Origin of the sequence: Bordetella petrii, assembly GCF_017356245.1 — a bacterium.
GTDB classification, from domain to species: domain Bacteria; phylum Pseudomonadota; class Gammaproteobacteria; order Burkholderiales; family Burkholderiaceae_B; genus Bordetella_A; species Bordetella_A petrii_D.
Genome location: NZ_JAFMZZ010000001.1, coordinates 99,152 through 122,874 on the forward strand (window position 1 = coordinate 99,152; position 23,723 = coordinate 122,874).

Consider the following 23,723-nt stretch of genomic DNA (forward strand, 5'->3'; position numbering starts at 1 on the left):
CTGCTGTCCGGGTGCTAGCGCAAGGCGACGGCGGCATCGCGCTCGAATGCGCCTTGCGGGTCCAGCGCGGCCAGCGCCCGCTGTTCCCGCTCGGTGGGCAAGGCGGTGGGCGCCGCGCCGTCGTGCTCGAAGGCAAAGCCGGTGCGTTCCCGGACTTCCTGCAGGCTGGCGTCGGGGTGCCACGACTGCAGGGCCAGCCGGTCGTGCTTCTTGACGAATACCGCGATGGGCGTCACCACGCCGTGAAAGCCGCCCCACGAGGTGCGGAAATGCAGCTTGTCGACAAACGTGCGCGTGGAATGCTCGGTGCGCCAGGTGCAGGCGCGCCGCGCGGTGGGCAGCATCACCGCGCCGCCGCCGCCGCCGGGCAGGCGCACCTTGGGCTGGTGCCAGTCGCCGATGCACGAGTTGTTGGCGTTGCCTTCGCCGTCGATCTGCGCGGCGCCCAGGAAGGTCAGGTCCATGCGGCCCCGGCAGCACAGGTCGTAGAAGTCTTCGTTGTCGAAAATCGAGGCCGTGTGCTCGGCCAGCACCGGGTCCGAGCTGGACAGGGGCACCTTGGACGGCCGGGGGTCTACGCCGCCGGCCACGTTGATGTAGATGTAGTCCCAATCGTAGGCCTGCTTGGCCATCAGGCAGGCCAGCATGGGCAGGGTCGAATTCACGCCGCTGAAGGTGATTTCGTTCGGGCGGATGAAACGGGCCAGGTTGGTGACGATGTACGAAAAAGGCGACCAGCTCGTGCTCATGCTGCGTGCTCCTGCGAGACTTCGGGGGCGGCGTCCAGGTGCGCCTGCAAGGCATCGGCGCCGGGTTCGAGATACGCCTCGACGGCGGGGTAGTCGATCTCGTAATCGGGCCAGCACGACCCGGGCCAGGCGCCGTGCGGCGCGATGGCGTAGGCCTGCACCATGAAATACGGAATCAGCGTGACCTCGGGCTGCTTCTCGAAGACTTCAGCGGGCACCTGGCGTTCGGCCACCACCAGCACGCTGCGCGCCGCGCGGCTCATGATGCGGTCCCAGTGCGAAGTGCCCAGCACGCGCACGTTGCCGCGGCTGTCGACCTCGTTGGCGTGGATGACCGCGAAGTCGGGCTGCACGGCCGGGATCACCCACACGGGTTTGCCCGAGCCGTAGGGGTCGTCCAGGCGCTGCCAGCCGTTGATGTCGATGAGGTGGCTGCCCTCGATGCCCGCGCAGGGCTGGAACGGCACGCCGAAGGCGGCCGCCCGCAGGCCGGCCGTCAGGGTGGCGCAGGCGTGTTCTTCGAGCTGCAGCGCGCCGGATTCGATGGCCTTGCGATAGTGGGGCGCCAGCCCGAAATTGCCTTCCATGGCCACGATGCCGGTGCGCGCGCGCGTGGCCACGCCCGCGCGGCACAGCAGGTCGATGTCGTAGCCGGGCGATTGCTTGACGATTTCCAGCCCGATTTTCTTCTGCCGCACCAGTTCGCGCACCAGGGCGAACGGGCCCCGGTGCAGGAAGCTGCCGCCCAGCGCCACCGACGCGCCGTCGGGAATCAGCGCGGCCAGTTCCTGCACGGACAGTTGCTTGTCCTGTTGGTTGAATCCGGATGTCATGTGTGTCTCCTTGGTCGGGCGCGGCGCGGTTCTGCGTGGACGGGCCCTAGTCTTGCAGGTATTGGCGGATGCGCGCCTTCAGGCCCGGCCGCGATGCCGAGCAGGCCAGCGCGGCCATGTCGGCATCGGCCGCATGGGTGTCCAGCGCGCCGTACAGGGCGGCGCGCGTGGCCGCGTCCAGCGTCGCGGCGGCGTTGGCAGCCTGCTGAAGCAGGCCCGGCCATTCGGTTTCTTCGGCGGCCTGCGCCACGAAACCCATGCGTACGGCTTCGGCGGCGTCGAACGCGCGCGCGCTGCCCAGCACGGACAGCGCGCGCGCCGCGCCCACGATGTTGCGGAAGCGGCGGGTGCCCAGCACCAGGCCGAACTTCAGGCCCGGCATGCGGAAGCTGGCGGCGGGGCTGCAATAGCGCAGCTTGCAGGCCGCGAACAGGTCGACCCCCGCGCCGAAATTGCGGCCCTGCGCCAGCGCGACGGTCAGGCTGGGCGAGCCCGCCACCTGCTGCAGCAGGGTCTCGATGCGCACCATGCGCAGCAGCAGGTCGCCGTCGCTCTGGTCTTCATAGCCGGTGAAATCGAAGCCGGCGCTGAAGTTCTTGCCCATGCCCTGGAACACCAGCAGGGGAATCTGCCGGGCATGAGCCTGGTCGACCGCCTCGATCAGCGCCTCGACCAGGTCGGCGGACAGCGCGTTGCGCTTGTCGGGCCGGTTCAGGGTGAAGGTCCAGGCCTGCGCCTGCCTGTCGATTGCCAGCACGTCGTCGGACATGGCGTTTACTCCGGGGCGCAGGCGGCGAGTTCGGCCAGGACTTCGGCATTGTGCTCGCCCAGCGCGGGCGGGCGGCGGGCCACCTGCGCCGTGTGCCCGTCGAAGCGGATGGGCGAGGCAAACGTGCGGGTCTGCGCGCCGTTGGGCAGCGTCAGCCCCTGCACCCATTGCATGTGGTCGACCTGCGGGTCGGCCAGCACGTCGGAATAGTTGTTGATCGGCGCGCAGGGCACGCCGGCCTGCCTGAACTTATGCAGCCAGGTGGCGGCGTCGGCGCCGGCGAAGATGTCTTCCAGCAGGTCGCGCAGGGCTTCCTGGTTGGCGGCGCGCAGGCCGGTGTTGGCAAAGCGCGCGTCGGCGTGCAGGTCGGGGCGGCCGACTACGTCGCACACGGATTTCCATAGCGCGTCGTTGCCGGCGGCCATGCCGAAATAGCCGCCCTGGCAGCGGAACACCTGGTACGGCGCGTTGCGCGGATGGGCCGAGCCCAGCTTGACGGGATCGGCGCCGGTGCCGAAGAACTGCGAGGTCTGCAGCGCGGCAATGCCCAGCGTGGCGCCCAGCATCGAGATGTCGACATGGGTGCCCTGCCGGGTGGCCTGCGCGGTGCGCAGCGCGGCAACCACCGAGAAGGCGCCGTACAGCCCGGCCGCGAAGTCGCAGACCGGCACGCCGCACTTGACCGGCGCGCCGCCGGCTTCGCCCGTGACGCTCATCAGGCCGCTCATGGCCTGCAGGGTGAGGTCGAAGCCGCCTTCCTGGCTGCGCGGCCCGCTTTGGCCGTAGGCCGAGATCGAGCAATACACCAGTTTCGGGTTGGCCCGGGACATGGCCGCGTAGCCCAGGCCCAGGCGGTCCATGACGCCGGGGCGGTTGTTTTCGATCAGCACGTCGGCCTGGGCGATCAGTTGCGCGGCCAGGCGCTGGTCGGCCGGGTCTTTCAGGTTCAGCGCCACCGAGCGCTTGTTGCGGTTGAGCGAGGCGAAGTTCTCGCTGTAGCCGTCGGTAATGGGGGCCCAGCTGCGCAGGGTGTCGCCGGTGCCCGGAGGCTCGATTTTGACGACATCCGCGCCCATGTCCGCCAGTAGCATGCCGCAGAACGGGCCGGCGGCGACATTGCAGATTTCGATGACCCGCACGCCCTCGAGGGTGGATTGCTGCTTCATTCAGTGATGCTCCTGTGGGCCGGCAGGCGGCCCGATGCCGGATTTCGATTGACGTCTGGAATGTTATATGGGAGGCTATAAAAAATCAAATAATAGAATTTTCATCCCATTATTTGGGACAATCCACCGGAGACAAACCATGGCATCACTCTTTTCCCGCATCCTGGGCGCCCTGCTGGTCGTGGGTTGCGCAACGGCATCGGCGGCCACCTGGCCCGCCGCGCCCATCAACATGATCGTTCCGTACCCGCCCGGCGGCGCCACCGATTTCTCGGCGCGCGTATATGCCGAACAGTTGTCCAAAATCCTGGGGCAGCCGGTGGTGGTGGAAAACAAGGCGGGCGCGGCCGGCGAGATCGGCGCGCAGTTCGTCGTCAACGCCAAGCCCGACGGCTACACGGTGCTGCTGGGGGCCGTGGGCAGCCTGGCCATCAATTCGCTGCTGCCCTCGAAAAAGCAGCAGTACGAGTTTCCGCAGGCGTTCCGCGGCGTGTCGATGGCAACCGCCACGCCGCTGGCGGTGGTGGTGCGGGCGGACCTGCCCGTGCACAACATCCAGGAACTCATCGCGCTGGCCAAGAGCAAACCCGGCAAGCTGTCGTACGGCTCGGCCGGCTACGGATCGTCGCAGCACATGACGGCCGAGAAATTCCAGATCGCCACCGGCACGCGCCTGCTGCATGTGCCGTACAAGGGCAGCGGTCCGGCGCTGGCCGACCTGATGGGCGGGCAGGTGGACATGGTGTTCGACACCATGCCCACGCTGATGGCCCAGGTGGGCAACAAGAAGCTGCGCTTCATCGGTGTCACCACGCAGGCGCGCACGCCTTCGCTGCCCGATGTGCCGACCCTGCAGGAACAGGGCATCGCCGGCTATGACGTCAGCACGCGCTATGCGATGCTGGTGCCCAAGGGCACGCCCGACGATATCGTGCAGCGCCTGTCGGCGGCCATGAAGCAGGCCGCGGCGGTGCCGTCGGTGCAGAAGGCCATGGCCGGGCAGGGCGCCACCGCCACGCCCACCACGCCGCCGCAGACCGACAAGGCGCTGGCCGACGAGATCGCGATCTGGGCCGATGTGGTCAAGAACGCCAACCTGAAGTGACGGCGTCAGGCAAGGGGCGCCAGGGGGCAGGCATACAATGGCGTCCGTGGCAATCTGGTGACCGTACATGGACAAGACTCTACTGAAGGGATTGATGGTGCTCGAGACCGTCAGCAAGCTCGATGGCCGGGCGCATACGCTGGACGAGATCGCCAAAGTGTGCGGGCTGTCGCGCAGCAACACCCATCGAACCCTCCAGACCCTGGCCCATGCCGGGTATGTCGTGCGCGACCAGGATACGGGAAGCTACCGCAGCACGCTGAAGATGTTCGAACTGGGTGCGCGGCAACTGTCGAACATGGATGTCCGCGCCTATGCGCCGTCCTTCATGCGAGCCCTGGCGATACAGACCGGCGAGACCGTGCATCTTTCCGTGCTTGACGGCCTGGATGTCGTCTACATCGACAAGATCGACAGCCCCCAGCCCATCCGCGCCTATTCGGTCATCGGCGGGCGCGCGCCCGCCTATGCGGTTGCCACGGGCAAGGCCCTGTTGGCGTTCCAGCAGCTCGACTACATCTCGCACTACAAGAGCCAGCTGCATTCGCATACCCAGACCACGCGCGCCACCGAAGAAGTGCTCAAGCAAGAACTGGCCGAAGTCGCGCGCGCCGGCTATGCCATCAACCGCGGTGAATGGCGCGACGGCATCGGCGGCGTGGCCGCGCCCATCTTCAGCGGCCTCGAGCGGCCGGTGGCCGCACTGGGCCTGTCCGGCCCGCTGGACCGGCTGACCTCGGTGAAGATGGCCCAATATGTGCCCCTGATCCTCGACGCCGCCGAGGCCATCTCGCGTCAATTGGGATATTCCGGCCCCTACGCCCGGAAAGCCGGGTAGCACACCCTCCTTCTCCTGCAGCACCCCGTTTTCTTCCCGGCTGGTTCTTTTCATCGGCTGGCGAAGGCGTGCGCACGTTTGTGCGCATATCCCAAATAACAGGACATCATATTCAAAAAGTTGAACGCGAAAAATTTTGCGCGTAGTATTGCCTTCAATCCTGAATGAAAAGATATAAGTCCTAATATTTAGGAAATAAGGAGGCGTGGCGTGAAGATCGTGAATATCGAGACCCTGGCGTGCGATGCGGGGTGGCGCAATTACCACTTCCTCAAGATCCAGACCGACGAAGGTATCGTGGGCTGGAGCGAGTACGACGAAGGGTTCGGCTCGCCCGGGGTAAGCGCGGTCATCGCGCAATTGGCGCAAGGCCTGGTCGGGCAGCCCGTGCCTGGCCCGCAGCGCTTCTATGCCGAGGCCTACTGCCGCACCCGGCCCGCCGCCGGCGGGGTGGTGGGCGAGGGCATCGGCGCACTCGAAAATGCCCTGCTCGATGTCCGCGCGAAAGCGCTGGGCGTGCCATGCCACGAATTGCTGGGCGGCAAGGTGCGCGACAAGCTGCGCGTCTACTGGTCGCACTGCCCGGCGTGGCGCATCAACCATCCCAAGTACTTCGGCCCCGCCGTCACCGGGCTGGACGGGGTCAAGGCCATGGGCGCCGAGGCGCGCGAGCGCGGGTTCACCGCGCTGAAGACCAACCTGTTCCTGTTCGACGACGGGCCCGCGCACGCGTGGCGGCCCGGCTTCGCCGCGCCGTTCTACCCCGAACTGAACGTCGAGCGGCGCCTGATACGCAACTTGCGCGACAACCTCGAGGCGCTGCGTGACGGCGCGGGCCCCGACATGGATATCCTGCTGGATCTCAATTTCAATGCCAGGACCGAGGGCTATCTCAAGTTGCTGCGCTCCATTTCCGACCTGGACCTGTTCTGGGTGGAGATCGACAGCTACAGCCCGGATGCGCTGGCCTACATCCGCCAGCACAGTCCGCATCCCGTCAGTTCCTGCGAGACGCTGTTCGGCACCCGCGAGTTTCTGCCTTTCCTGCGCGCCAACGCGGTGGATGTGGCCATCGTGGACGCGGTATGGAACGGCGTATGGCAATCGATGAAGATCGCCGACCTGGCCGAGACCCACGAAGTGAACGTGGCGCCGCACAACTTCTACGGCCACCTGTGCACGTTCATGAACGCGCATTTCGCCTGCGCGGTGCCCAACTTCCGCATCATGGAAACCGACGTCGACCGGCTGGCCTGGGACGACGAGCTGTTCACCCATGCGCCCGAATACCGAGACGGGCACCTGATTGTGCCGGATCGGCCAGGGTGGGGCACCGACCCCATCGAAGAGGCGCTGCGCGCGCATCCGCCCAAGGCCGGCGGCGGATTGATACAGCCGCGCCCGCGGCACTGACCTCCGGGGGCCGCGACCGGCCGCCTTTACTCACGCAAGGAGACAAGCATCATGATGAACAACTGGAGCGACACGCTGACCAATCTGCGCAAGGCGGCTGGCGCCTTTGCCGACGCCAACCCGCCCGTGGTGGGCGCTTACCGCGGCTTGAACGAAGCCCTGGGCAAGGGCCAGGCGCTGGACGCCAAGACGCGCGAGCTGATCGCGCTGGCGGTGGCGGTGACCACCCGCTGCGACGGCTGCATCTCGTCGCACGCGTCCGCGGCGCAGCAAGCCGGCGCCACGGCCGAAGAAGTGGCCGAGGCGCTGGGCACCGCGGTCGCCCTCAACGCCGGCGCCGCCTATGTGTACTCGGTGCGCGCGCTCGAGGCCTTCGGCCAGTTCCAGCGCTGACCGGGAGCCGGGCCCTTATCCCCATAACCCACAACCGCCCCGCATGCACGGCGGCGGAGGAGACATCCATGAATACTGTTGTGCGCCGCCGCGGCGGCCTGCTGTTATCGCTGTTGATGATGGGACTGGCGCCGCTCGGCGCACACGCCGCCTGGCCCGAGGACAAGCCGATCCGCATGATCGTGCCGTACACCGCCGGCGGCGCGTCCGATACGCTGGGCCGCATGATCGCCGCGCGCCTGACCGAAAGCCTGAAGCAGACAGTCGTGGTTGAAAACAAGCCCGGCGCCGGCAGCATGCTGGGTTCGCAGTACGTGGCCCGCGCCGAGCCGGACGGCTACACCTTCCTGCTGGGCAGCATCTCCAACGTGCTCAACAATTTCTTTTATAAAGAACCGCTGTACGACCTGCGCAAAGACCTGGCGCCCGTGGCGCAGGTGACCTCGGTGCCGAATTACCTGGCGGTGGGCAACAAGGTGCCGGCGCACACGCTCGCCGAACTGATCGAACTGGCCAGGCGCAAGCCTGAATCGCTGAGCTGCTCGACCTCGGGCGTGGGCTCGTCGCCCTATCTGTCGTGCGAACTGTTCAAGGTCCTGTCGGGCGCGCAGATCATCAATGTGCCGTTCAAGGGCGGCACCCAGGCGATCCAGTCGGTGATCGGCGGACAATCCACGATGTTCTTCGCCAACGAGGCGCTGCCTTACATCTCGGCGGGGCAGGTGCGCGTGCTGGGCGTCACCACGCCGAAGCGGTCCAGCTATCTGCCCGACGTGCCGGCCATCGGCGAAGCCCTGCCCGGCTATGACGTGACGGCCTGGTACGGCGTGTGGGCGCCGGCTGGCACGCCCAAGCCCGTGCTGGAACGGGTCAGCGCCGACATCAACGCCATGCTGCAGACCGACGGGGTGCGCAAGACGCTGACTGCCCTGGGCGCCGAAGCCGCCGGCTCCACGCCCGAAGCCTTCGGCAAGTATGTCGAGGCGGAAATGCAGCGCTGGCAGAGCCTGACCCGGAAAATGAAGGTCGTGCCGCAATGACGGCGCCCGCGCCGAGCAGGCTGGCCGACTGCCTGGCCCATTGGGCACGCGCAACCCCCGCGCGGCCGGCGCTGTCCGATGCGAATGTCGCCTGGACCTACGCCGAGTTGGCGCAGCGCGTGCGGGACGCCGAAACGTTTTTGCGCGATCTCGGCCTGCGGGCGGGCGAGCGTGTGATGCTGGTCGGCGAAAACGGCGCGGCGCTGGCTGCGCTGATCCTGGCGGCAGGCCGGCTCGACTTGTGGGCCGTACTGGAGAACGCGCGCCGCGCGCCGCTGGAAGTCGACGCGGTGGCGGGCCTGGCGCAGCCGCGCCGCGTGCTGTATGCGCTGGACACGTCGCCCGATGCTGGCGCCCATGCCCGTCGCCGCGGCGCGCAGCAGCACGCCACCCCGTTCGGCGCGGTGGCGGCCGGCCCGGCCGATGCGGCCAGCACCGCCGAGCCCGTCCACGCCGACCCCGGCCGGCAGGTGGCCACCCTGATCTACACCACGGGCAGCACCGGCACGCCCAAGGGCGTGATGCTGACGCACGCCAATCTGCTGCACATCGGCAATCTGATGCGCACCTTGCGCTCTGTCACGCCCGACGACCGGGTGTACGGCGTGCTGCCCATCACGCATGTCATGGGGCTGTCCTCGGGCCTGGTCGGCACGTTGCGCTCGGGCGCGCATATCCGGCTGGTGGCGCGCTTCGACCCGCAGGCCTGCCTGCGCGCGCTGCGGGAAGAAGGCATCACCATCCTGCAGGGCGCGCCCGCCATGTTCGCGCGCCTGGTGCAGGCCGCCGGGCCGGATGGGCTGCCGGGGCCGGCGCTGCGCTTCATCGCCGCCGGCGGCGCGCCGCTGGATCCGACCTTGCGCGCGCAGGCGCAGGCGCTGTTTCGCCTGCCGCTGCACAATGGCTATGGCTTGACCGAGGCCTCGGGCACGTGCTGGACCCGGCTGGAAGACGCCGATCCGGGCACTTCGGTGGGGCCGCCCACGCCCGGCATGAGCGTGCGCATTTGCGATCGCGATGGGCGCGAACTGCCCGACGGCGCCGAGGGCGAACTGTGGCTGCGCGGGCCGAACGTCATGCAAGGCTATTTCCGGGCGCCCGAGCAGACCGCCGCGGTGATGCGCCCGGACGGATGGTTCAACAGCCAGGACCTGGCGCGCCGCCTGCCGGACGGACGCATCGAGATCGTGGGCCGCACCAAAGACCTGATCATCCGTTCGGGCTTCAACGTTTCGCCGCTGGAAGTCGAGCAGGCCCTCAACAGCCATGCCGATGTGCAGCTGTCGGCCGTATTCGGCCATGCGATCGCCGGCAACGAAGAGATCGTGGCGGTGGTCGAGCCGGCGCCTGGCGCGCAGCCGCGCGAGGCCGCGTTGCGCGCCCACCTGGCCGAACGCCTGTCGCCCTACAAGCGGCCCGGACGCATTCTGTTCGTGGCGGCGCTGCCGGTGGCGCCCAACGGAAAAGTCCTGAAACCCCAGTTACTGCAACAGATAGGAGACATGCTATGAGCGAGGCGGTGACATACGAATCGCGGGACGGTATCGCCGTCATTACCATCAACCGTCCCGATCGGCTCAATGCCATCGGACCCGAGGTCGAGGCGGGCCTGGCCGACGCATGGCGGCGGCTCAACGACAGCCCTGACGACCGCGTCGGCATTCTTACCGCCGCCGGCACCCGGGCCTTTTCCTCCGGCCGCGACCGCGATGCCCAGAGTCCGCCCGACTATCGCAGCTTCACGCCCAATGTGGGCGTGGCGCTGGACAAGCCGCTGATCGCCGCGGTAAGCGGCTGGTGCGTGGGGGGCGCGCTGGTGCTGGTGGCCATGTGCGACCTGTGCGTAGCCACCCGCGACGCCCGCTTCACCTATCCGGAGCCCAAGCTGGGCTTCGCCGGCGGCATGATCGCCTCGCTGGCCGCGCGCATCCCGCACAAAGTGGCGATGGAGCTCATGCTGCTGGGCGAAGTGGTGGACGCCCAGCGCGCCTACGAAGTCGGCCTGGTCAACCGGCTGGCCGAGCCCGGCGCGCACCTGGAGGAAGCCATGAAGCTGGCGCGGCGCCTGGCCGCCAATGCGCCGCTGGTGATGGCCATGCTCAAGCGTTTCGCCGCCGCCACCGTGCCGCAGAGTCCGGTGGAAACGGCTGGCCTGGCCTGGCGCGAAACCGAGCAGGTGTTCCGCAGCGCCGATTACCAGGAGGGGCTGGCCAGTTTCCGCGACAAGCGCGATCCGCGTTTCGCCGGCCGCTGAGGCTACGCTGTAGCCTGGCGGCCATCCCCGCATATGCCGGCCGTCGGCCGCCTGAAACGGCCGCCGGCCACAACCCACAAGGAGGTAGCCATGACTTTTGCGGCGCTGATGCTGACGCAGCAGGACAAGACCACGCGCGCCGGACTGGCGCGCGTCGAGCGCGCGCAGTTGCCCGAGGGCGAGGTGACGGTGCGCGTGCAGTATTCCACGCTCAACTACAAGGACGCGCTGGCGATCACCGGCAAGGCGCCGGTGGTGCGGCAGTTCCCGATGGTGCCGGGCATCGACTTCGCCGGCGTGGTCGACCATTCCGACGATCCCGGCTTCGCGCCAGGCGACGCGGTGCTGCTGAACGGCTGGGGCCTGGGCGAGACGCGCTGGGGCGGACTGGCAGGCTATGCCCGGGTGCCCGCCAAATGGCTGCAGCACGTGCCGCGGGGCCTGACGCCGCGGCGCTGCATGATGCTGGGCACGGCCGGCTACACCGCCATGCTGTGCGTGCGCCGGCTCGAGGCGCTGGGCGTGCGCCCGGACGGCGGACCGGTGCTGGTGACGGGCGCCAACGGCGGCGTGGGCAGCGCCGCCATCGTGCTGCTGGCGCGGCGCGGCTACGAGGTCGTGGCCAGCACGGGGCGCACCGATGCGCACGAGCGGCTGAAGGGCCTGGGAGCGCTGCGCATTATCGACCGCGCGCAGCTTTCCGAGCCCGGCAAGCCTTTGCAGAAAGAAGCCTGGGCGGCCGTGGTCGACAGTGTGGGCAGCCACACCCTGGCCAACGCGTGCGCCGCTATGCGCTATGGCGGCGTGGCCGCCGCCTGCGGCCTGGCTCAGGGGATGGACCTGCCGGCGACGGTTGCGCCATTCATCCTGCGCGGCGTGACGCTGGCCGGCGTCGACAGCGTGTATGCGCCCATGGCCCAGCGCCAGGCCGCGTGGGAAGACCTGGCGGCCAGCCTGCCGGGCGAACAGATCGACGCCATGGCCGAAGAGGTGCCGCTGGATCGCGTCGCCGACTACGCCGCGCCGCTTTTGGCCGGCCAGTTGCCGCACGGCCGGGTGCTGGTGCGCGTGGATGCATCCTGATGTCCGCCCATCCGCAGCGGTTGCGCGACTTCATCGCCCGTGCCACGCGCCTGGCCGACCAGCACGGTTCGGCGGGCATGGCCGGCGCGGCGCTGCAGGACGCGTTGGCCGCACTGGTGGCGCGGGACGACTGGCTGCCCGACTGCTGCGCGGTCCCGCATCCCGACCACTATCAGCAATACCTGCTGCATTGCGATCCGCTGGAGCGTTTCAGCCTGCTGAGCTTTGTGTGGGGGCCGGGCCAGTCCACGCCGGTGCATGACCACACCGTGTGGGGCTACGTAGGCATGCTGCGGGGCAGCGAGTTCAGCCAGCGCTACCGCGCCGCGCCGCCCGGCTATGCCCCGAACGGCCCGCCGGCGGCCTTGCAGCCCGGGCAGATCGAGGTGCTGTCGCCGGCCGAAGGCGACATTCATCGGGTATGGAACGCCCACGCCGATGCGGTGTCGATCAGCGTGCATCTGTACGGCGGCAATATCGGCGCGGTGGCCCGGCACGTGTACGACCCGGACACGGGGCGGGTCACGCCGTTCGTGTCAGGCTATTCCAGCGCCTGGCTGCCCAATTTGTGGGACCGTTCGGCCGAAGTCCGCCAGGCGCTGGACCGCTGAGGCCCGCGCCTACGCCAGCCAGTGCGCCACGTCGTAGTACGGCACGGTGTCGCCGTCCTGCACGGGCACGCCGGCGGGCAGCCGGGCCAGGCCGGTGGCCCAGGGCATGGAACTGATCACCGATGAATCCTGGTTGGGGTAGGGCACCAGTTCCGGCGCCTGGCCGGGCGGCTGGCGCCATTGCACCCGCACGAATTCCTCGCGGCTGTCCTGGCGGGGGCGATCGGTGCGCAGCGGGGCCGCGCCCACCGGCGGAAACAGCGTGGCCCGCCCTTGCATGCGCCGCACCAGCGGCGACACCAGCATGGCGTACACCGCATACACCGACACCGGATTGCCCGGCAGGCACACCACCGGCTTGCCGTCGATGTGCGCCAGCGCCACCGGCTTGCCCGGCTTCATGCGCACCTTCCACAGCGCCAGCTTGCCGCCCAGCGATTCCAGCACCGGCTTGACCAGGTCTTTCTCGCCCACCGACACGCCGCCGATGCTCAGCAGCAGGTCGCAGTCGGCCAGGATGGTGCGCACCGCCGCGCGCAGGTCGGGTTCATTGTCGCGCGCGTGCAGCACGTGCACGGCGTGCGCGCCGGTTTTCTGCACCAGGGCCGCCAGCATGGGGCCGTTGCAGTTGTAGATTTGCTGCGCCGCGCGCTCGGCGCCCGGCGGCACGAGTTCGTCGCCGGTGCTGAGGATGCCGATGCGCAGCCGGTCGACCACCTGCACGTGCGTCAGGCCCTGCGAGGCCAGCAGCGCGATGTGCGCGGCTTCGAGCAGCGTGCCGGCCGCCAGCAGCGGCTGTCCGGCGGTGGTGTCCATGCCGCGCTTGCGCACGAACTGCCCGGCGGCCGGCGCCTGCAGGATCTGCACCCGGCCGTCGGCCTCGCGGGTGTTTTCCTGGATGACGACGGTGTCGGCCCCCGCGGGGATCAGGCTGCCCGTGAACAGGCGCGTGGCCTGGCCCGGCAGCTGCGGCTGCGGCATGTCGCCCGCATAGCAGCGCTGCTGGATGGGCAGCGCCGCATCGGGCCGGTAATCGGCATGGCGGATCGCGTAGCCGTCCATGGCGCTGTTGTCGGCGGGCGGCAGGTCGAGCGTGGCGGACATGTCAACGGCCAGCACGCGCCCCACCGCGTCGGCCAGCGTCACCAGCTGCAGGCGGTCGAGGGGTTTGGCGGCCTGCGCCAGCAGCGCCTGGGCGCGGTCGAAATCGAGCAGTTCGTCTTTCATTCGGTGGGTGCCTTGCGGAACAAGGTGGCGAAATTGCAGGGTTGGTGCGTGCTGTCGAGCTGCTCGCGCAGGATGTGCGTCCAGGCTGTCCGGCAGGCGTTGTTCGAGCCCGGCAGGCAGAAGACCAGCGTGCCGTTGGCCATGCCCGCCAGGGCGCGCGACTGGATAGAGGAACTGCCGATCTCGGCGTACGACACCTGGCGGAACAGGGCTTCGAAGCCGGCGATTTCGCGGTCGAACAGCGGCAGCACGGCTTCGGGCACGCCATGGCGGTGGCCGAAGCCGGTGCCGCCCGACGTGAGGATCACCTGGATGTCGGGATCGGCGATCCAGTCGCTGAGCACGCGGCGGATCTGGTACAGGTTGCTTTTGACGATGTCGCGCCGCACGCAGTTGTGGCCCGCCTGGGCCAGGCTTTCGGCCAGCAGGTTGCCCGACGTGTCGTCGCCCGCGGTGCGCGTGTCGCTGACCGTGAGCACCGCGCAGGCCAGCGGAATCGGGGGCCCCGGCGTTTTCATGCCGGATCCCTGGGCGGGCCGCCGGCGTCCCATGACTGGGTGCGTTCGTGGTCGGCGTCGCGCTGCTCGACCCAGAAGCTGCGGCCGCCCGACAGGGTTTCGCGCTTCCAGAAGGGCGCGCGGGTTTTCAGGGCGTCGATCATGTATTCGCAGCCGCGGAAGGCGTCGCCGCGGTGCGCGCTGGCGGCCGCCACGAACACGATTTGCGCGCTGCGCGACAGCGCGCCCACCCGGTGGGCGATGGCGGTGCCGGCCAGGTTCCAGCGCTGCCGCGCCGTGGCGGCGATGTCGTGCAGTTCGCGCTCGCACATGCCCGGATAGTGTTCGAGGTACAGGGTTTCGGTGGCCTGCCCGGGCGCGAAATCGCGGACATAGCCGGTGAAGGTGACGATGGCGCCGGCCTCGGCGCCGACCTGTTCGCGCAGGCGCGCCAGCAGGGCCGCGCTGTCGAAGTCGGCTTCCTGGACGATGATCATGGCGTTCAGCCTCCGGTGACCGGCTCGAAAATGGCCACTTCGTCGCCCGGCCGGATCGGCGCCGACGGCTTGGCATGGGTCTGGTTGATGGCCAGCTTCAGGCGCGCCGCCGGGGCCAGCTGCGGGTAGCGGGCCTGCAGCGCTTCGAGCAGCTGCGCGCCGGTGGCCGGCTCGGCCAGCGGCCAGGCTTCGCCGCGCGTGCCGACCAGCTCGGCCACGCGCGCGAAGTACAGCAGGTTAATGGTTGCGCCACTCACCGCTTTTGCCTCCTGCCTTGTATTCAAGGCGTATCTGTTCAATGACGATGCCCTTGTCGGCCGCCTTGCACATGTCGTAGATGGTAAGCGCGGCCACGCTGGCCGCGGTCATGGCTTCCATTTCGACGCCGGTCTTGTACTGGGTGCGGCAGGTGGCGCGCACTTCGACCGTGTGGGCGGCGTCGTCGAGCGAGAATTCGATGCCCACGAAGGCCAGCGGCAGGCTGTGGCACAGGGGGATCAGTTCGGCGCAGCGCTTGGCGGCCAGCACCGCCGCCACGCGCGCCGTGTTCAGGACTTCGCCTTTGCCCTGGCCGGGCTGGGTCAGCAGGCCGTAGGCGTGGGCGTTCATGCGCACGGCGCCGCGCGCGATGGCGATGCGGTCGCTGGCGGATTTCGCACCGACGTCGACCATGCGGATCTGGCCGGATTCGTCCAGGTGGCTAAGTGCGGGAGAAGGCGAGGACATGGTCGGCAAAAGTGTTAAGTATTGAAAGTACGGGCCGGTTCGGGCCGTTATCGCGGCGCCTGCACCCTATGATAGACGAGCTGTGCCGCAGGCGCGATAATCCCCATGCCCGTACCAGGAGATCACGCATGGCCTTCAGGATGCCCAGGTTGAAATTTACTCGGCGTTTCGGAAAGATCCTTCTGGCCACGGTGGCTGTCATTCTCATTCTGTTCGGCGTGGCCGCCTGGCAAGTGCCCAAGGTGCTGCGCAGCGCGCTTACCGACGACGTCGCGGCCCTGCTGGGGCGGCCGGTGCAGGTGGGCGACATCAGCTTCAACCCCTTTACGCTCACCGTCCGGGCCCACGATCTTGCCATCGAACAGCCGGGCGGCAGCGCCGCGCTGATTGATATCGGTCAACTGGACGTCAGTGCATCCTGGATGTCGCTGTTCTGGTTCGCCCCGGTGGTCGACTCGGTGCGGGTGCAGCGCCCGCGCATCGCGCTGGTGCGCGAAGACGTCACGCGCTTCAATTTTTCCGATATCCAGCAGAAGCTGGCCGACATGGCCGCCGCGCAGCCGCAGCCCGAACAGCCCGACGACGACGGCGGGCTGCCGCGCTTCTCGCTGAACAACCTGGTGCTGGAAGACGGCGGCATCACCCTGGATGACCGCGTCACCGGCCGCAAGCAGCAGATCGACGAGATCGCGCTGGGGGTGCCGTTCATTTCCACCTTCGGCTACGCCACCGACATCGACGTGCAGCCGCGCGTGCACATGCGCATCAACGGCAGCCCGTTCGACCTGGACGGCGTGGCGCGGCCCTTCGACGAGGTGCCGGCCTCGACGCTGAACCTGAAGTTCAGCGGGCTGGAACTGGAAAAGTGGGCCGATGCCTGGCCCGCGCAACTGCCCATCAAGGTCGAGCGCGCCCTGCTCGATTCCGACCTGCAGATCGTGTTCGAGCAGCCGCGCGACGCCGCGCCCAAGATCCGGGTGGTGGGCGACCTGGGCCTGCGCCAGCTCGACCTGCGCGAAACCTCGGGCGAGGCGCTGCTGCAATGGAGCACCCTTAACGTGCGCCGCATCGCGCTCGACCCGATCGCGCGCCAGCTGGCCATCGGGCAGGTCGAACTGTGGTCGCCCATGGCGCAGACCCGGCGCGATGCCAGCCAGCGCATCAACTGGCTGCATGTCATCGACCGGCTCAAGGCGCTGGGCGGGGGCAAGCCGGCCGATCCGAAGGCCGGGGCCAAGGCGGCGGCGCAAGCGGGCCAGCCAAAGGCCCTCGCGGTCAAGGTAGCTGACACGAAGGCAGACGCGGCGAAGCCCGCCGAGGCCGCGCCCACTGAGGCAAAGCCCGCTGAAACGCAGGCGGCGGAAACGCAGGCGGCGGCCGCCAGCCCCGCCGCCCCGTCAACGGGCGCTCCGGCGACCGAGGCCGCGCCCGCCGCCGAGCCGGACGGCTGGCGCGTATCGGTCGACGCCATCAACATCAATGACGCCGGGCTGCGCCTGCGCGATGCGCCCACCGGGCTCGACTACTCCCTGGCCGGCCTGTCCGCCACCGCGGAAAACGTGCAGTTCCCGCAGCCGCCCGGGCAGCCCATCCTGCTGTGGCTCACCATGGACAACCCGGCCGATGGCGGCTGGATCCGCGCCAAGGGGCCGCTGCGGCTCAGTCCCCTGGCGCTCGACCTGGACCTGCGTGCCGGCCACCTGGCGCTGGCGCCGTTCGCCGCCGCCGTGCGCAGCCAGGCGCCCGTCCAGCTGCAGGATGGCCTGCTGGGCCTGCAGGCACAGGTCAAGCTGGCCGAGCAGGGCGGCGCCACCCAGGTGTCGGCCACCGGGGTCAAGGTCGAACTGTCGCAGTTCGCCGCGCGCGATGAATCCGTCAAGCCGGCCGTGGACCTGGCTCTGGCGCAATTGACGCTGACGGCCGACCGCCTGGCGCTCGACAGCCAGCCTTCGCCTTTTACGCTGCAGGCGTCCGGCATCCAGGGCGACGGCCAGCTGGCTCTGCAAGGCCAGCTGACGCCGCAGCCGCTGGCGCTGCAAACCAGCGTCGATCTGCAGAATCTCGACCTGGCGTCGCTGGCGCCTTATGTGGCGTCCAGCTTGAATGCCACCGTGCGCGCCGTGGCGGTCGGCGCGCGCGGCCAGGCGGCGTTTTCGGCCGCCGCCGGCGGCACGCCCATGAAGGCGCGCTGGCAGGGCGCGGTCGACGTCACCGGCCTGGACCTGGCCGACCGCGTCAACCGCGACGACTTCCTGAAATGGAAGCGCCTGGGCCTGGAGGGCATGCAGGTGTCGGTGGATGGCGACAAATACGCGGCCAACCTGGGCGACATCACGCTCGACGATTTCTACGGCCGCATCCTGCTCAGCGCCGAAGGGCGGCTCAACGTCATGGACCTGGTGGCCGAGCCCGGCCAGGCCGGCGGCTCGATCACGCAAGACACCCAGACCCGCGGCCGGTCGGCGCGCAAGCCCGACACCTCGGGCCAGCTGCCCGATATTTCCGTGGGCAGCGTCAACCTGAAAAGCGGCCGCATGACGTTCACCGACCGCTTCGTCAAGCCGAACTATACGGCCGAGCTGTCGCGCATCGAAGGCGGCCTGTCGGCGGTGTCGTCGCGCAATCCCAAACCCGCCAAGGTCAAGGTCACCGGCCGGGTGTACGGCACGGCGCCGCTGTCCATCAGCGGCACGGTGCAGCCCTTCGCCGAATTCCTGTCGCTGGACCTGAAAGCCTCGGCCAAGGGCGTCGACCTGCCGCGCTTCACCACGTATTCGGCCAAGTACGTCGGCTACCCCATCAAGCGCGGCAAGCTGTCGCTCGACCTGGAATACAAGCTGAAAGACCGGGCCCTGCAGGCCAGCAACCACGTGGTGCTGAACCAGCTCACCTTCGGCGACAAGACCGACAGCCCCGACGCCACCAAGCTGCCGGTGATGCTGGCGGTGGCCCTGCTCAAAGACAGCCGCGGCAACATCGACATCAACCTGCCCATTTCGGGCTCGCTGGACGACCCGCAGTTCTCGGTGGGCGGCATCATCGTGCGCGTGCTGGTCAATCTGGTCGTAAAGGCCGTGACCTCGCCGTTCTCGCTGCTGGCCTCGGCCTTCGGCGGCGGCGAAGAACTGTCGTACATCAACTTCGAGCCTGGCAGCGCCATCCTGGCGGCCGACGCCGACGAGCGCATCGCCACCCTGGCCAAGGCGCTGAACGACCGCCCCGGCCTGAAGCTGGACATCATCGGCCGCGCCGATCCGGCCACCGACACCGAAGGCCTGCGCCAGGCCTGGGTCGACCTGCAGATACGCAAGGCCAAGGCCGCCGATACCGGCAGCCGCGGCAAGCATCCCGATCCGGCCAGCGTCAAGGTGTCGGACGCCGAGCGCGCCGAGTATCTGGAAGAGGTCTACGACGACACCGACATCGAGAACAAGCCGCGCAATTTCATCGGCTTCGCCAAGTCGGTGCCGCCCGACCAGATGGAGGCGATGCTGCGCCAGGCCGCGCCGGTCGACGACGACGACCTGCGGCGGCTGGCCGATGCGCGCGCCCAGGCCGTGTACGAGAAACTGCAGGAAAGCGGCCCGGCCGACCGCATCTTCATCGTGGCTTCCAGCCTGGATGGCGCCGCCGGCGAAGGCGACGCCGCGCCCGCGCGGGTGGATTTCGCCCTGAAGTAAACCAGCGGGCCGCCGCGCCGCGCGCCGGCGCGGCGGCGGCTATCCGGGCTATTTGTCTTGCGGCTCGGGCAGGCCGTCGGTGACCTCGGCGATGCCCTGCTTCATCTCGTCGTAGCCGATGTCGCGCTCGTGCTGGAAGCTGCCCAGCATGCCCGGGCAGCCGTCCACGCCCGACTCGCGCATGTCCAGCATCATTTTCTTGCCTTCGCCGCGGCCCTGTCCGAACAGGGCGTCGAAGCGGTCGGCCTTGTAGCCGAATTCGGCGGCGTAGCGCCGCAGGTTGGCGCGCGCCGTGGCCTGGTGCCGCGCCAGGTCGGGCGGCGAGGCCCCGCACACTTGCGCGGCGCCATTGGTGGCGCCGGACGTGACGACAAGCTGGTCGAATTCCGCCTGGTTCTGCGCCTGGGCGGCGGGGGCGCCGGCCAGGCCCATGGCCAGCGCGAGGGCGGTGGTCAGGAGGTTGCGCATGGGTTCCATTATGGCAAGGCCCGGCGGCGCGGGGCACCCCCGCCCGGTGTAGAGTCGTATCAGTCTGTGCATGATTCTTTCCCGCCGGCGGGCCGGCGCGCGGCCGCTCACCCGAACCGCCGGACTGGCACTATGATGGCGGTTTGCCGGGCGATTCCCGCCCGAACCCCTGCCCGTACCTGGAGAGAACCCATGACCATCAAAGTCGGCGATCGCGTGCCCGACGGCACCCTGACCGAATTTTTCGAAACCGAAAGCGGCGGCTGCTCGGTGGGGCCCAATGCCTTCCAGGTGGCCGACCTGGTCAAGGGCAAGACCATCGCCGTGTTCGCCGTGCCGGGCGCCTTCACGCCCACCTGCTCGGCCAAGCACCTGCCGGGCTATGTCGAGCAGGCGCAGGCCCTGAAAAGCAAGGGCGTCGACGAAATCTGGTGCGTGGCCGTCAACGACGCCTTCGTCATGGGCGCCTGGGGCCGCGACCAGCAAACCGCCGGCAAGGTGCGCATGCTGGCCGACGGCTCGGCCCACTGGACCCGCGCGCTGGGCCTGGAACTCGACCTCGACGCGCGCGGCATGGGCGTGCGCTCGCAGCGTTATTCGGCCCTGCTGCAGGACGGCGTGGTCAAGCAGCTGAACATCGAGGCGCCCGGCAAGTTCGAAGTCAGCGACGCCGCCACCATGTTGTCGCAGATCTAGCGTATTGTTGTCATGTGCCGCGCGGCGCACAGGGCGCCCCGCGGCGCCGCCATCCCGGCGGCACTCCCCGCATTCCCATGCTATCCACGATTTCCTCCTTCTCGTCGCTGTACCTGGCGACACTGCTGATGCTGATCGGCACCGGCCTGTTCAATACATACATGGGGCTGCGGCTGACCGCCGAATCGGTCAGCGAGATCTGGATCGGCGCGCTGATCGCCGGTTATTACCTGGGGCTGGTCTGCGGCGCCCGCATGGGCCACAAGCTGATCATCCGCGTCGGTCACATCCGCGCTTTCGTGGCCTGCGCCGCCATTTCCACCAGCATGATCCTGGCCCAGATCCTGGTCGACTACATGCCGGTGTGGCTGCTGTTCCGCCTGGTGGCCGGCATTGTCATGGTGACCGAGCTGATGGTCATCGAAAGCTGGCTGAACGAACAAACCGAAAACCACCAGCGCGGCCGCGTATTCTCGGTGTACATGGTGGTGTCGGGCCTGGGCACGGTGCTGGGCCAGCTGGCGCTGACCGCCTATGCCACGCTCGACCAGCAGCCCCTGACCCTGGTGGCCGCCTGCATGGTGCTGTGCCTGGTGCCCATTGCCGTGACCGCGCGTTCGCACCCGCCCACGCCGCTGCCCGCGCCGCTGGACCTGCGCTTTTTCTTCCAGCGCGTGCCGCTGTCCATGACCGTGCTGTTCGTGGCGGGCAACCTGTCGGGCGCGTTCTACGGCCTGGCGCCGGTGTATGCCGCCAAGTTCGGCATGACGACCTCGCAGGCCGCCGTCTTCGTGGCGGCGGGCGTCACGGCGGGGCTGCTGTCGCAGTGGCCGATGGGCTGGCTGTCCGACCGCATCAACCGGGCCGGCCTGATCCGCTTCAACGCCTTCCTGCTGGTGCTGCTGCCGGTAGTCATGTGGGGCTGGCTCGACCTGCCGTTCTGGCTGCTGGTGCTGATGTCGTGCGTGTTCGGGGTGCTGCAGTTCACCTTGTATCCGCTGGGCGCCGCATTCGCCAACGACCACGTCGAGCCCGAACGGCGCGTGGGGCTCAGCGCCATCCTGCTCATGACCTACGGCGTGGGCGCCTGCCTGGGGCCCATGGTGGCGGGCGTGCTGATGTCCGCCGCCGGCCCCAGCATGTACTACGTGTTCGTGTCGGTGTGCGCGCTGATATTGGTGTGGCAGGTGCGGCCGGCGCGGGTCACGGGCGCGCACCAGGTCGACGAGGCGCCGGTGCATTTCGTGCCGCTGCCCGACAACCTGCAAAGCTCGCCGGCCGCCGCCGCGCTGGATCCGCGCGTCGACCCCGAAGTGGACGTGACCATGGAAATGGCCTCGCCCGAACCCGACGTGGTGCAGGCGCCCGAGCCCGCCGCGGCGGCTTCTGAACCGGCATCCGGGACAGACGCCGAACCGCCCGCCGACGGCGCCGAGCCGCCGGCGCGCACCGGCACTTGATTCGCAGGTGTCTGACTCCCGCAGGGTGTCAGACACCGCCGTACGCTACAGCCGTCTCAGTCGCACGGTGTCCGACACCCTGCGGGAGTCAGACACCTGGCCCAGGAGATACCTGGCAATAAAGCGCAAACTGCCCGATCGGGGACGCCGCGGAGCCGGCTTTGCCGGTCCGCCAGCGTCGCCCCCTTGAGGGGGAAGCGCGTAGCGCTTCGGGGGTGGGCCCGTCCTTTCAAGGCATCATCAGCAGGATCGCCGCCACCGCCAGCACCAGCCCCAGCAGGTTCAACCGGCTGAGCGGCTCGCGGAACGCCAGGGCGCCCACCACCGTGCCCAGCGCGATGACCCCCATGTTCATGGCCGAAAACACCAGCGCCGGATTGTCCGGCAGGGCCTGGTGGGCGCGGATGTAGGTGACGATGTTGCCGAAGTTCGCCGCGCCCAGCGCCACGCCGGCCAGCAGGTGGCGCGGCTGCCAGGCCGTGCGCCGCAGCAGCAGGTAGGCGGCCATGAACCCGCCGGCCAGGACGAAGGCGATCAGCAGCGCGCCCGGGAACGCGGCGCCGGCTCTGGCCATCTGCTTGAACAGAATGTCGACCAGGCCATAGGCGGCCCAGACGCCCAGCGGCCACAGCCAGGCATGCGGGCCGGCGGCCTGGCTGCCGGCCGGAGCGCGCCGGCGCAGCACGCAGAACAGGGCCGTGAAAGCCAGCGCGATGGCGCCCGCCTTGCGCGCGGTGATCGATTCGCCGAACAGCAGAAAGGCCGCCAGCAGGGGCAGGAACAGCGACAACCGCTGCGCCGCGTCGCTGCGCACGATGCCGGCGTGCCGCACCGACTGCGCCATGGCCATGAAGCCGCTGGGCAGCAGCACGCCCAGCGCCAGCAGCATGCCCCAGGCCTGGCCGGCCGACGCCAGCTGGGCGCCTGAGGGCCGCAGCACCAGCCAGCTCAGCGCCGCGGTGACCGCGTAGTTGGCGGCGATGGCCTGCCGCACGTCGATGTCGTGGCGGCGCGCCAGCTTCAGCAGCACCGCGACCGTGACGCTGAAGGCCACGCTGGCCAGCAGGTACAGCAGGCCGGGGCTCAGCGGGACCATGTCGGCGCGGCCTCGGGCGGGGGCGGCAGGGCGCCTTCCGCGTGCATGCCCAGGCGCGCCAGCAGGCGCTGGTCGGCCTCTACCTGCGGGTTGCCGGTGGTCAGCAGCACGTCGCCGCAGAACAGCGAATTGGCGCCCGCCAGGAAACACAGCGCCTGCAGCGTGTCGCTCATGGTTTCGCGGCCGGCCGACAGGCGCACGCGCGCCAGCGGCATGGCGATGCGGGCCACGGCGATGGTGCGCACGAATTCGAACGGGTCCAGCGCCTCGGTGCCGGCCAGCGGCGTACCTTCCACCTGCACCAGATTGTTGATCGGCACCGATTCGGGGTAGGGGTCCAGGCTGGCCAGCTGCGCGATCAGGCCGGCGCGTTCGCGCCGCGATTCGCCCATGCCGACGATGCCGCCGCAGCACACGTTCAGGCCGGCGTCGCGCACGCGCTCCAGCGTGTCCAGGCGGTCCTGGTAGGTGCGGGTCGAGATGATGCTGCCGTAGAACTCGGGCGAGGTATCGAGATTGTGGTTGTAGTAGTCCAGCCCGGCTTGCTTCAACTGTTCGGCCTGGCCGTCGCGCAGCATGCCCAGCGTCACGCAGGTTTCCAGGCCCAGCGCCTTTACCGCGCGGATCATCTCGGCCACTGCGTCCAGGTGGTGCGGCTTGGGGCTGCGCCAGGCCGCGCCCATGCAGAAGCGCTGCGCGCCGCCGGCCTGGGCGGCGCGGGCGGCCCGCAGCACGTCGTCCAGCGGCATCAGCTTGTCGGCCGCCAGGCCGGTGTCGTAATGGGCCGACTGCGGGCAGTACGCGCAGTCTTCGGGGCAGCCGCCAGTCTTGATGGACAGCAGGCTCGACAGCTGGATCGCGCTCGCGTCGAAGTGCTGCCGGTGGACCTGCTGGGCGCGGTACAGCAGATCCATGAAGGGCAGCTCATAAAGCGCCAGGATGTCGTCCGCCTGCCAGGCGCCGGCCGCGGGCGCGACAGGCCTGGCAATGTCGGAAACGGGAATGGTCGAGGTGTGCATGGCGATCCTCCGCTGAGTCGATGTGGCACGGCCATCAGCGGCGGATCGTAAGAACCCGCGCGGCAAAAATGCAATCGAGGAAAAAGCGGCAGGTTTGCCAGAC

At 68.9% G+C, this 23,723-nt stretch carries 24 protein-coding genes; 12 read left to right on the forward strand and 12 right to left on the reverse strand.

What is annotated here, in order from left to right:
- Window positions 1–14 precede the first annotated feature (14 nt).
- The 4 genes from J2P76_RS00500 to J2P76_RS00515 are packed head-to-tail and all read right to left on the reverse strand — an operon-like array spanning window position 15 to window position 3,517.
- Window positions 15–749 (reverse strand): CoA-transferase subunit beta, encoded by a 735-nt coding sequence (locus J2P76_RS00500; protein WP_207403722.1) that lies wholly within the window; start codon window positions 747–749, stop codon window positions 15–17.
- Window positions 746–1,582, reverse strand: a complete 837-nt coding sequence (locus tag J2P76_RS00505) for a CoA transferase subunit A (RefSeq protein WP_207403724.1) — start codon at window positions 1,580–1,582, stop codon at window positions 746–748. Before J2P76_RS00505 ends, J2P76_RS00500 begins: the two co-directional genes overlap by 4 nt.
- Window positions 1,583–1,628: 46 nt before the next feature.
- A complete protein-coding gene (locus tag J2P76_RS00510) occupies window positions 1,629–2,351 on the reverse strand; it encodes an enoyl-CoA hydratase/isomerase family protein (RefSeq protein ID WP_207403726.1) in 723 nt (240 codons plus the stop codon).
- A 5-nt stretch (window positions 2,352–2,356) separates the two neighbouring features.
- Window positions 2,357–3,517: a CaiB/BaiF CoA transferase family protein gene (locus J2P76_RS00515; RefSeq protein ID WP_207403728.1), complete on the reverse strand. Its 1,161-nt coding sequence runs from the start codon at window positions 3,515–3,517 to the stop codon at window positions 2,357–2,359.
- A gap of 139 nt (window positions 3,518–3,656) precedes the next feature.
- Here J2P76_RS00515 and J2P76_RS00520 point away from each other — a divergent pair, with 139 nt between their 5' ends.
- The 9 genes from J2P76_RS00520 to J2P76_RS00560 all read left to right on the forward strand — a co-directional run bounded on the left by J2P76_RS00520 (window position 3,657) and on the right by J2P76_RS00560 (window position 12,254).
- Window positions 3,657–4,622, forward strand: a complete 966-nt coding sequence (locus tag J2P76_RS00520; protein ID WP_207403730.1) for a Bug family tripartite tricarboxylate transporter substrate binding protein — start codon at window positions 3,657–3,659, stop codon at window positions 4,620–4,622.
- Window positions 4,623–4,689: 67 nt separating this feature from the next.
- Window positions 4,690–5,460, forward strand: coding sequence for an IclR family transcriptional regulator (locus J2P76_RS00525; protein ID WP_207403732.1), 771 nt, complete (start codon window positions 4,690–4,692; stop codon window positions 5,458–5,460).
- A gap of 210 nt (window positions 5,461–5,670) precedes the next feature.
- Window positions 5,671–6,873, forward strand: coding sequence for an enolase C-terminal domain-like protein (locus tag J2P76_RS00530; protein ID WP_207403733.1), 1,203 nt, complete (start codon window positions 5,671–5,673; stop codon window positions 6,871–6,873).
- Window positions 6,874–6,924: 51 nt separating this feature from the next.
- On the forward strand, window positions 6,925–7,266 hold the full coding sequence (locus tag J2P76_RS00535) for a carboxymuconolactone decarboxylase family protein (protein ID WP_207403734.1): 342 nt from the start codon (window positions 6,925–6,927) through the stop codon (window positions 7,264–7,266).
- Between the two features lie 68 nt (window positions 7,267–7,334).
- Window positions 7,335–8,306, forward strand: coding sequence for a tripartite tricarboxylate transporter substrate binding protein (locus J2P76_RS00540; protein ID WP_207403735.1), 972 nt, complete (start codon window positions 7,335–7,337; stop codon window positions 8,304–8,306).
- Window positions 8,303–9,817, forward strand: a complete 1,515-nt coding sequence (locus J2P76_RS00545; RefSeq protein WP_207403736.1) for a class I adenylate-forming enzyme family protein — start codon at window positions 8,303–8,305, stop codon at window positions 9,815–9,817. The genes J2P76_RS00540 and J2P76_RS00545 overlap by 4 nt, the downstream gene beginning before the upstream one ends.
- The gene (locus tag J2P76_RS00550) at window positions 9,814–10,560 is read left to right on the forward strand and encodes an enoyl-CoA hydratase/isomerase family protein (protein WP_207403737.1); all 747 of its coding nucleotides are present in this window, start codon (window positions 9,814–9,816) and stop codon (window positions 10,558–10,560) included. The genes J2P76_RS00545 and J2P76_RS00550 overlap by 4 nt, the downstream gene beginning before the upstream one ends.
- A gap of 90 nt (window positions 10,561–10,650) precedes the next feature.
- Window positions 10,651–11,643: an MDR family oxidoreductase gene (locus J2P76_RS00555; protein ID WP_207403738.1), complete on the forward strand. Its 993-nt coding sequence runs from the start codon at window positions 10,651–10,653 to the stop codon at window positions 11,641–11,643.
- On the forward strand, window positions 11,643–12,254 hold the full coding sequence (locus tag J2P76_RS00560) for a cysteine dioxygenase (protein ID WP_207403740.1): 612 nt from the start codon (window positions 11,643–11,645) through the stop codon (window positions 12,252–12,254). Before J2P76_RS00555 ends, J2P76_RS00560 begins: the two co-directional genes overlap by 1 nt.
- Before the next feature lie 9 nt (window positions 12,255–12,263).
- Here the strand turns inward: J2P76_RS00560 and J2P76_RS00565 are convergent, their stop codons facing one another.
- The 5 genes from J2P76_RS00565 to moaC are packed head-to-tail and all read right to left on the reverse strand — an operon-like array spanning window position 12,264 to window position 15,201.
- Window positions 12,264–13,469 (reverse strand): molybdopterin molybdotransferase MoeA, encoded by a 1,206-nt coding sequence (locus tag J2P76_RS00565; protein ID WP_207409066.1) that lies wholly within the window; start codon window positions 13,467–13,469, stop codon window positions 12,264–12,266.
- An 8-nt stretch (window positions 13,470–13,477) separates the two neighbouring features.
- Window positions 13,478–13,999, reverse strand: a complete 522-nt coding sequence (moaB, locus tag J2P76_RS00570) for a molybdenum cofactor biosynthesis protein B (protein WP_207403742.1) — start codon at window positions 13,997–13,999, stop codon at window positions 13,478–13,480.
- Window positions 13,996–14,484, reverse strand: a complete 489-nt coding sequence (locus tag J2P76_RS00575) for a molybdenum cofactor biosynthesis protein MoaE (RefSeq protein WP_207409067.1) — start codon at window positions 14,482–14,484, stop codon at window positions 13,996–13,998. Before J2P76_RS00575 ends, moaB begins: the two co-directional genes overlap by 4 nt.
- Entirely contained in the window at window positions 14,481–14,732 is a 252-nt protein-coding gene (locus J2P76_RS00580) for a MoaD/ThiS family protein (RefSeq protein WP_207403744.1), read from the reverse strand. The genes J2P76_RS00575 and J2P76_RS00580 overlap by 4 nt, the downstream gene beginning before the upstream one ends.
- A complete protein-coding gene (gene moaC / locus J2P76_RS00585) occupies window positions 14,713–15,201 on the reverse strand; it encodes a cyclic pyranopterin monophosphate synthase MoaC (RefSeq protein WP_207403746.1) in 489 nt (162 codons plus the stop codon). The genes J2P76_RS00580 and moaC overlap by 20 nt, the downstream gene beginning before the upstream one ends.
- Before the next feature lie 128 nt (window positions 15,202–15,329).
- On the opposite strand from moaC, the gene J2P76_RS00590 reads away from it, so the two are divergent.
- Window positions 15,330–18,881 carry a DUF748 domain-containing protein gene (locus J2P76_RS00590; RefSeq protein WP_207403748.1) on the forward strand — a complete coding sequence of 1,184 codons (3,552 nt, stop codon included), beginning with the start codon at window positions 15,330–15,332 and terminating at the stop codon, window positions 18,879–18,881.
- A 48-nt stretch (window positions 18,882–18,929) separates the two neighbouring features.
- On the opposite strand, the gene J2P76_RS00595 is transcribed toward J2P76_RS00590, so the two are convergent.
- Window positions 18,930–19,358 (reverse strand): hypothetical protein, encoded by a 429-nt coding sequence (locus tag J2P76_RS00595; protein WP_207403750.1) that lies wholly within the window; start codon window positions 19,356–19,358, stop codon window positions 18,930–18,932.
- A 183-nt stretch (window positions 19,359–19,541) separates the two neighbouring features.
- Between J2P76_RS00595 and J2P76_RS00600 the strand changes: the two genes are divergently transcribed.
- Together J2P76_RS00600 and J2P76_RS00605 are read left to right on the forward strand one after the other, a co-directional pair.
- Window positions 19,542–20,045, forward strand: coding sequence for a peroxiredoxin (locus J2P76_RS00600; protein WP_207403752.1), 504 nt, complete (start codon window positions 19,542–19,544; stop codon window positions 20,043–20,045).
- Window positions 20,046–20,122: 77 nt separating this feature from the next.
- A complete protein-coding gene (locus tag J2P76_RS00605; protein WP_207403753.1) occupies window positions 20,123–21,505 on the forward strand; it encodes an MFS transporter in 1,383 nt (460 codons plus the stop codon).
- 229 nt (window positions 21,506–21,734) lie between these two features.
- Here J2P76_RS00605 and J2P76_RS00610 read toward each other — a convergent pair whose 3' ends face one another.
- On the reverse strand, window positions 21,735–22,592 hold the full coding sequence (locus J2P76_RS00610; RefSeq protein ID WP_207409068.1) for a DMT family transporter: 858 nt from the start codon (window positions 22,590–22,592) through the stop codon (window positions 21,735–21,737).
- Window positions 22,589–23,620 carry a biotin synthase BioB gene (gene bioB, locus J2P76_RS00615; protein WP_207403755.1) on the reverse strand — a complete coding sequence of 344 codons (1,032 nt, stop codon included), beginning with the start codon at window positions 23,618–23,620 and terminating at the stop codon, window positions 22,589–22,591. Before bioB ends, J2P76_RS00610 begins: the two co-directional genes overlap by 4 nt.
- Between the last annotated feature and the right edge of the window lie 103 nt (window positions 23,621–23,723).

What these genes read in the sequence shown, in the direction of transcription:
- J2P76_RS00500 (WP_207403722.1), bottom strand. Translation starts at nt 749, where the DNA reads ATGAGCACGAGCTGGTCGCCTTTTTCGTACATCGTCACCAACCTGGCC.
- J2P76_RS00505 (WP_207403724.1), bottom strand. Translation starts at nt 1,582, where the DNA reads ATGACATCCGGATTCAACCAACAGGACAAGCAACTGTCCGTGCAGGAA.
- J2P76_RS00510 (WP_207403726.1), bottom strand. Translation starts at nt 2,351, where the DNA reads ATGTCCGACGACGTGCTGGCAATCGACAGGCAGGCGCAGGCCTGGACC.
- J2P76_RS00515 (WP_207403728.1), bottom strand. Translation starts at nt 3,517, where the DNA reads ATGAAGCAGCAATCCACCCTCGAGGGCGTGCGGGTCATCGAAATCTGC.
- J2P76_RS00520 (WP_207403730.1), top strand. Translation starts at nt 3,657, where the DNA reads ATGGCATCACTCTTTTCCCGCATCCTGGGCGCCCTGCTGGTCGTGGGT.
- J2P76_RS00525 (WP_207403732.1), top strand. Translation starts at nt 4,690, where the DNA reads ATGGACAAGACTCTACTGAAGGGATTGATGGTGCTCGAGACCGTCAGC.
- J2P76_RS00535 (WP_207403734.1), top strand. Translation starts at nt 6,925, where the DNA reads ATGATGAACAACTGGAGCGACACGCTGACCAATCTGCGCAAGGCGGCT.
- J2P76_RS00540 (WP_207403735.1), top strand. Translation starts at nt 7,335, where the DNA reads ATGAATACTGTTGTGCGCCGCCGCGGCGGCCTGCTGTTATCGCTGTTG.
- J2P76_RS00545 (WP_207403736.1), top strand. Translation starts at nt 8,303, where the DNA reads ATGACGGCGCCCGCGCCGAGCAGGCTGGCCGACTGCCTGGCCCATTGG.
- J2P76_RS00550 (WP_207403737.1), top strand. Translation starts at nt 9,814, where the DNA reads ATGAGCGAGGCGGTGACATACGAATCGCGGGACGGTATCGCCGTCATT.
- J2P76_RS00555 (WP_207403738.1), top strand. Translation starts at nt 10,651, where the DNA reads ATGACTTTTGCGGCGCTGATGCTGACGCAGCAGGACAAGACCACGCGC.
- J2P76_RS00560 (WP_207403740.1), top strand. Translation starts at nt 11,643, where the DNA reads ATGTCCGCCCATCCGCAGCGGTTGCGCGACTTCATCGCCCGTGCCACG.
- moaB (WP_207403742.1), bottom strand. Translation starts at nt 13,999, where the DNA reads ATGAAAACGCCGGGGCCCCCGATTCCGCTGGCCTGCGCGGTGCTCACG.
- moaC (WP_207403746.1), bottom strand. Translation starts at nt 15,201, where the DNA reads ATGTCCTCGCCTTCTCCCGCACTTAGCCACCTGGACGAATCCGGCCAG.
- J2P76_RS00590 (WP_207403748.1), top strand. Translation starts at nt 15,330, where the DNA reads ATGGCCTTCAGGATGCCCAGGTTGAAATTTACTCGGCGTTTCGGAAAG.
- J2P76_RS00595 (WP_207403750.1), bottom strand. Translation starts at nt 19,358, where the DNA reads ATGGAACCCATGCGCAACCTCCTGACCACCGCCCTCGCGCTGGCCATG.
- J2P76_RS00600 (WP_207403752.1), top strand. Translation starts at nt 19,542, where the DNA reads ATGACCATCAAAGTCGGCGATCGCGTGCCCGACGGCACCCTGACCGAA.
- J2P76_RS00605 (WP_207403753.1), top strand. Translation starts at nt 20,123, where the DNA reads ATGCTATCCACGATTTCCTCCTTCTCGTCGCTGTACCTGGCGACACTG.
- bioB (WP_207403755.1), bottom strand. Translation starts at nt 23,620, where the DNA reads ATGCACACCTCGACCATTCCCGTTTCCGACATTGCCAGGCCTGTCGCG.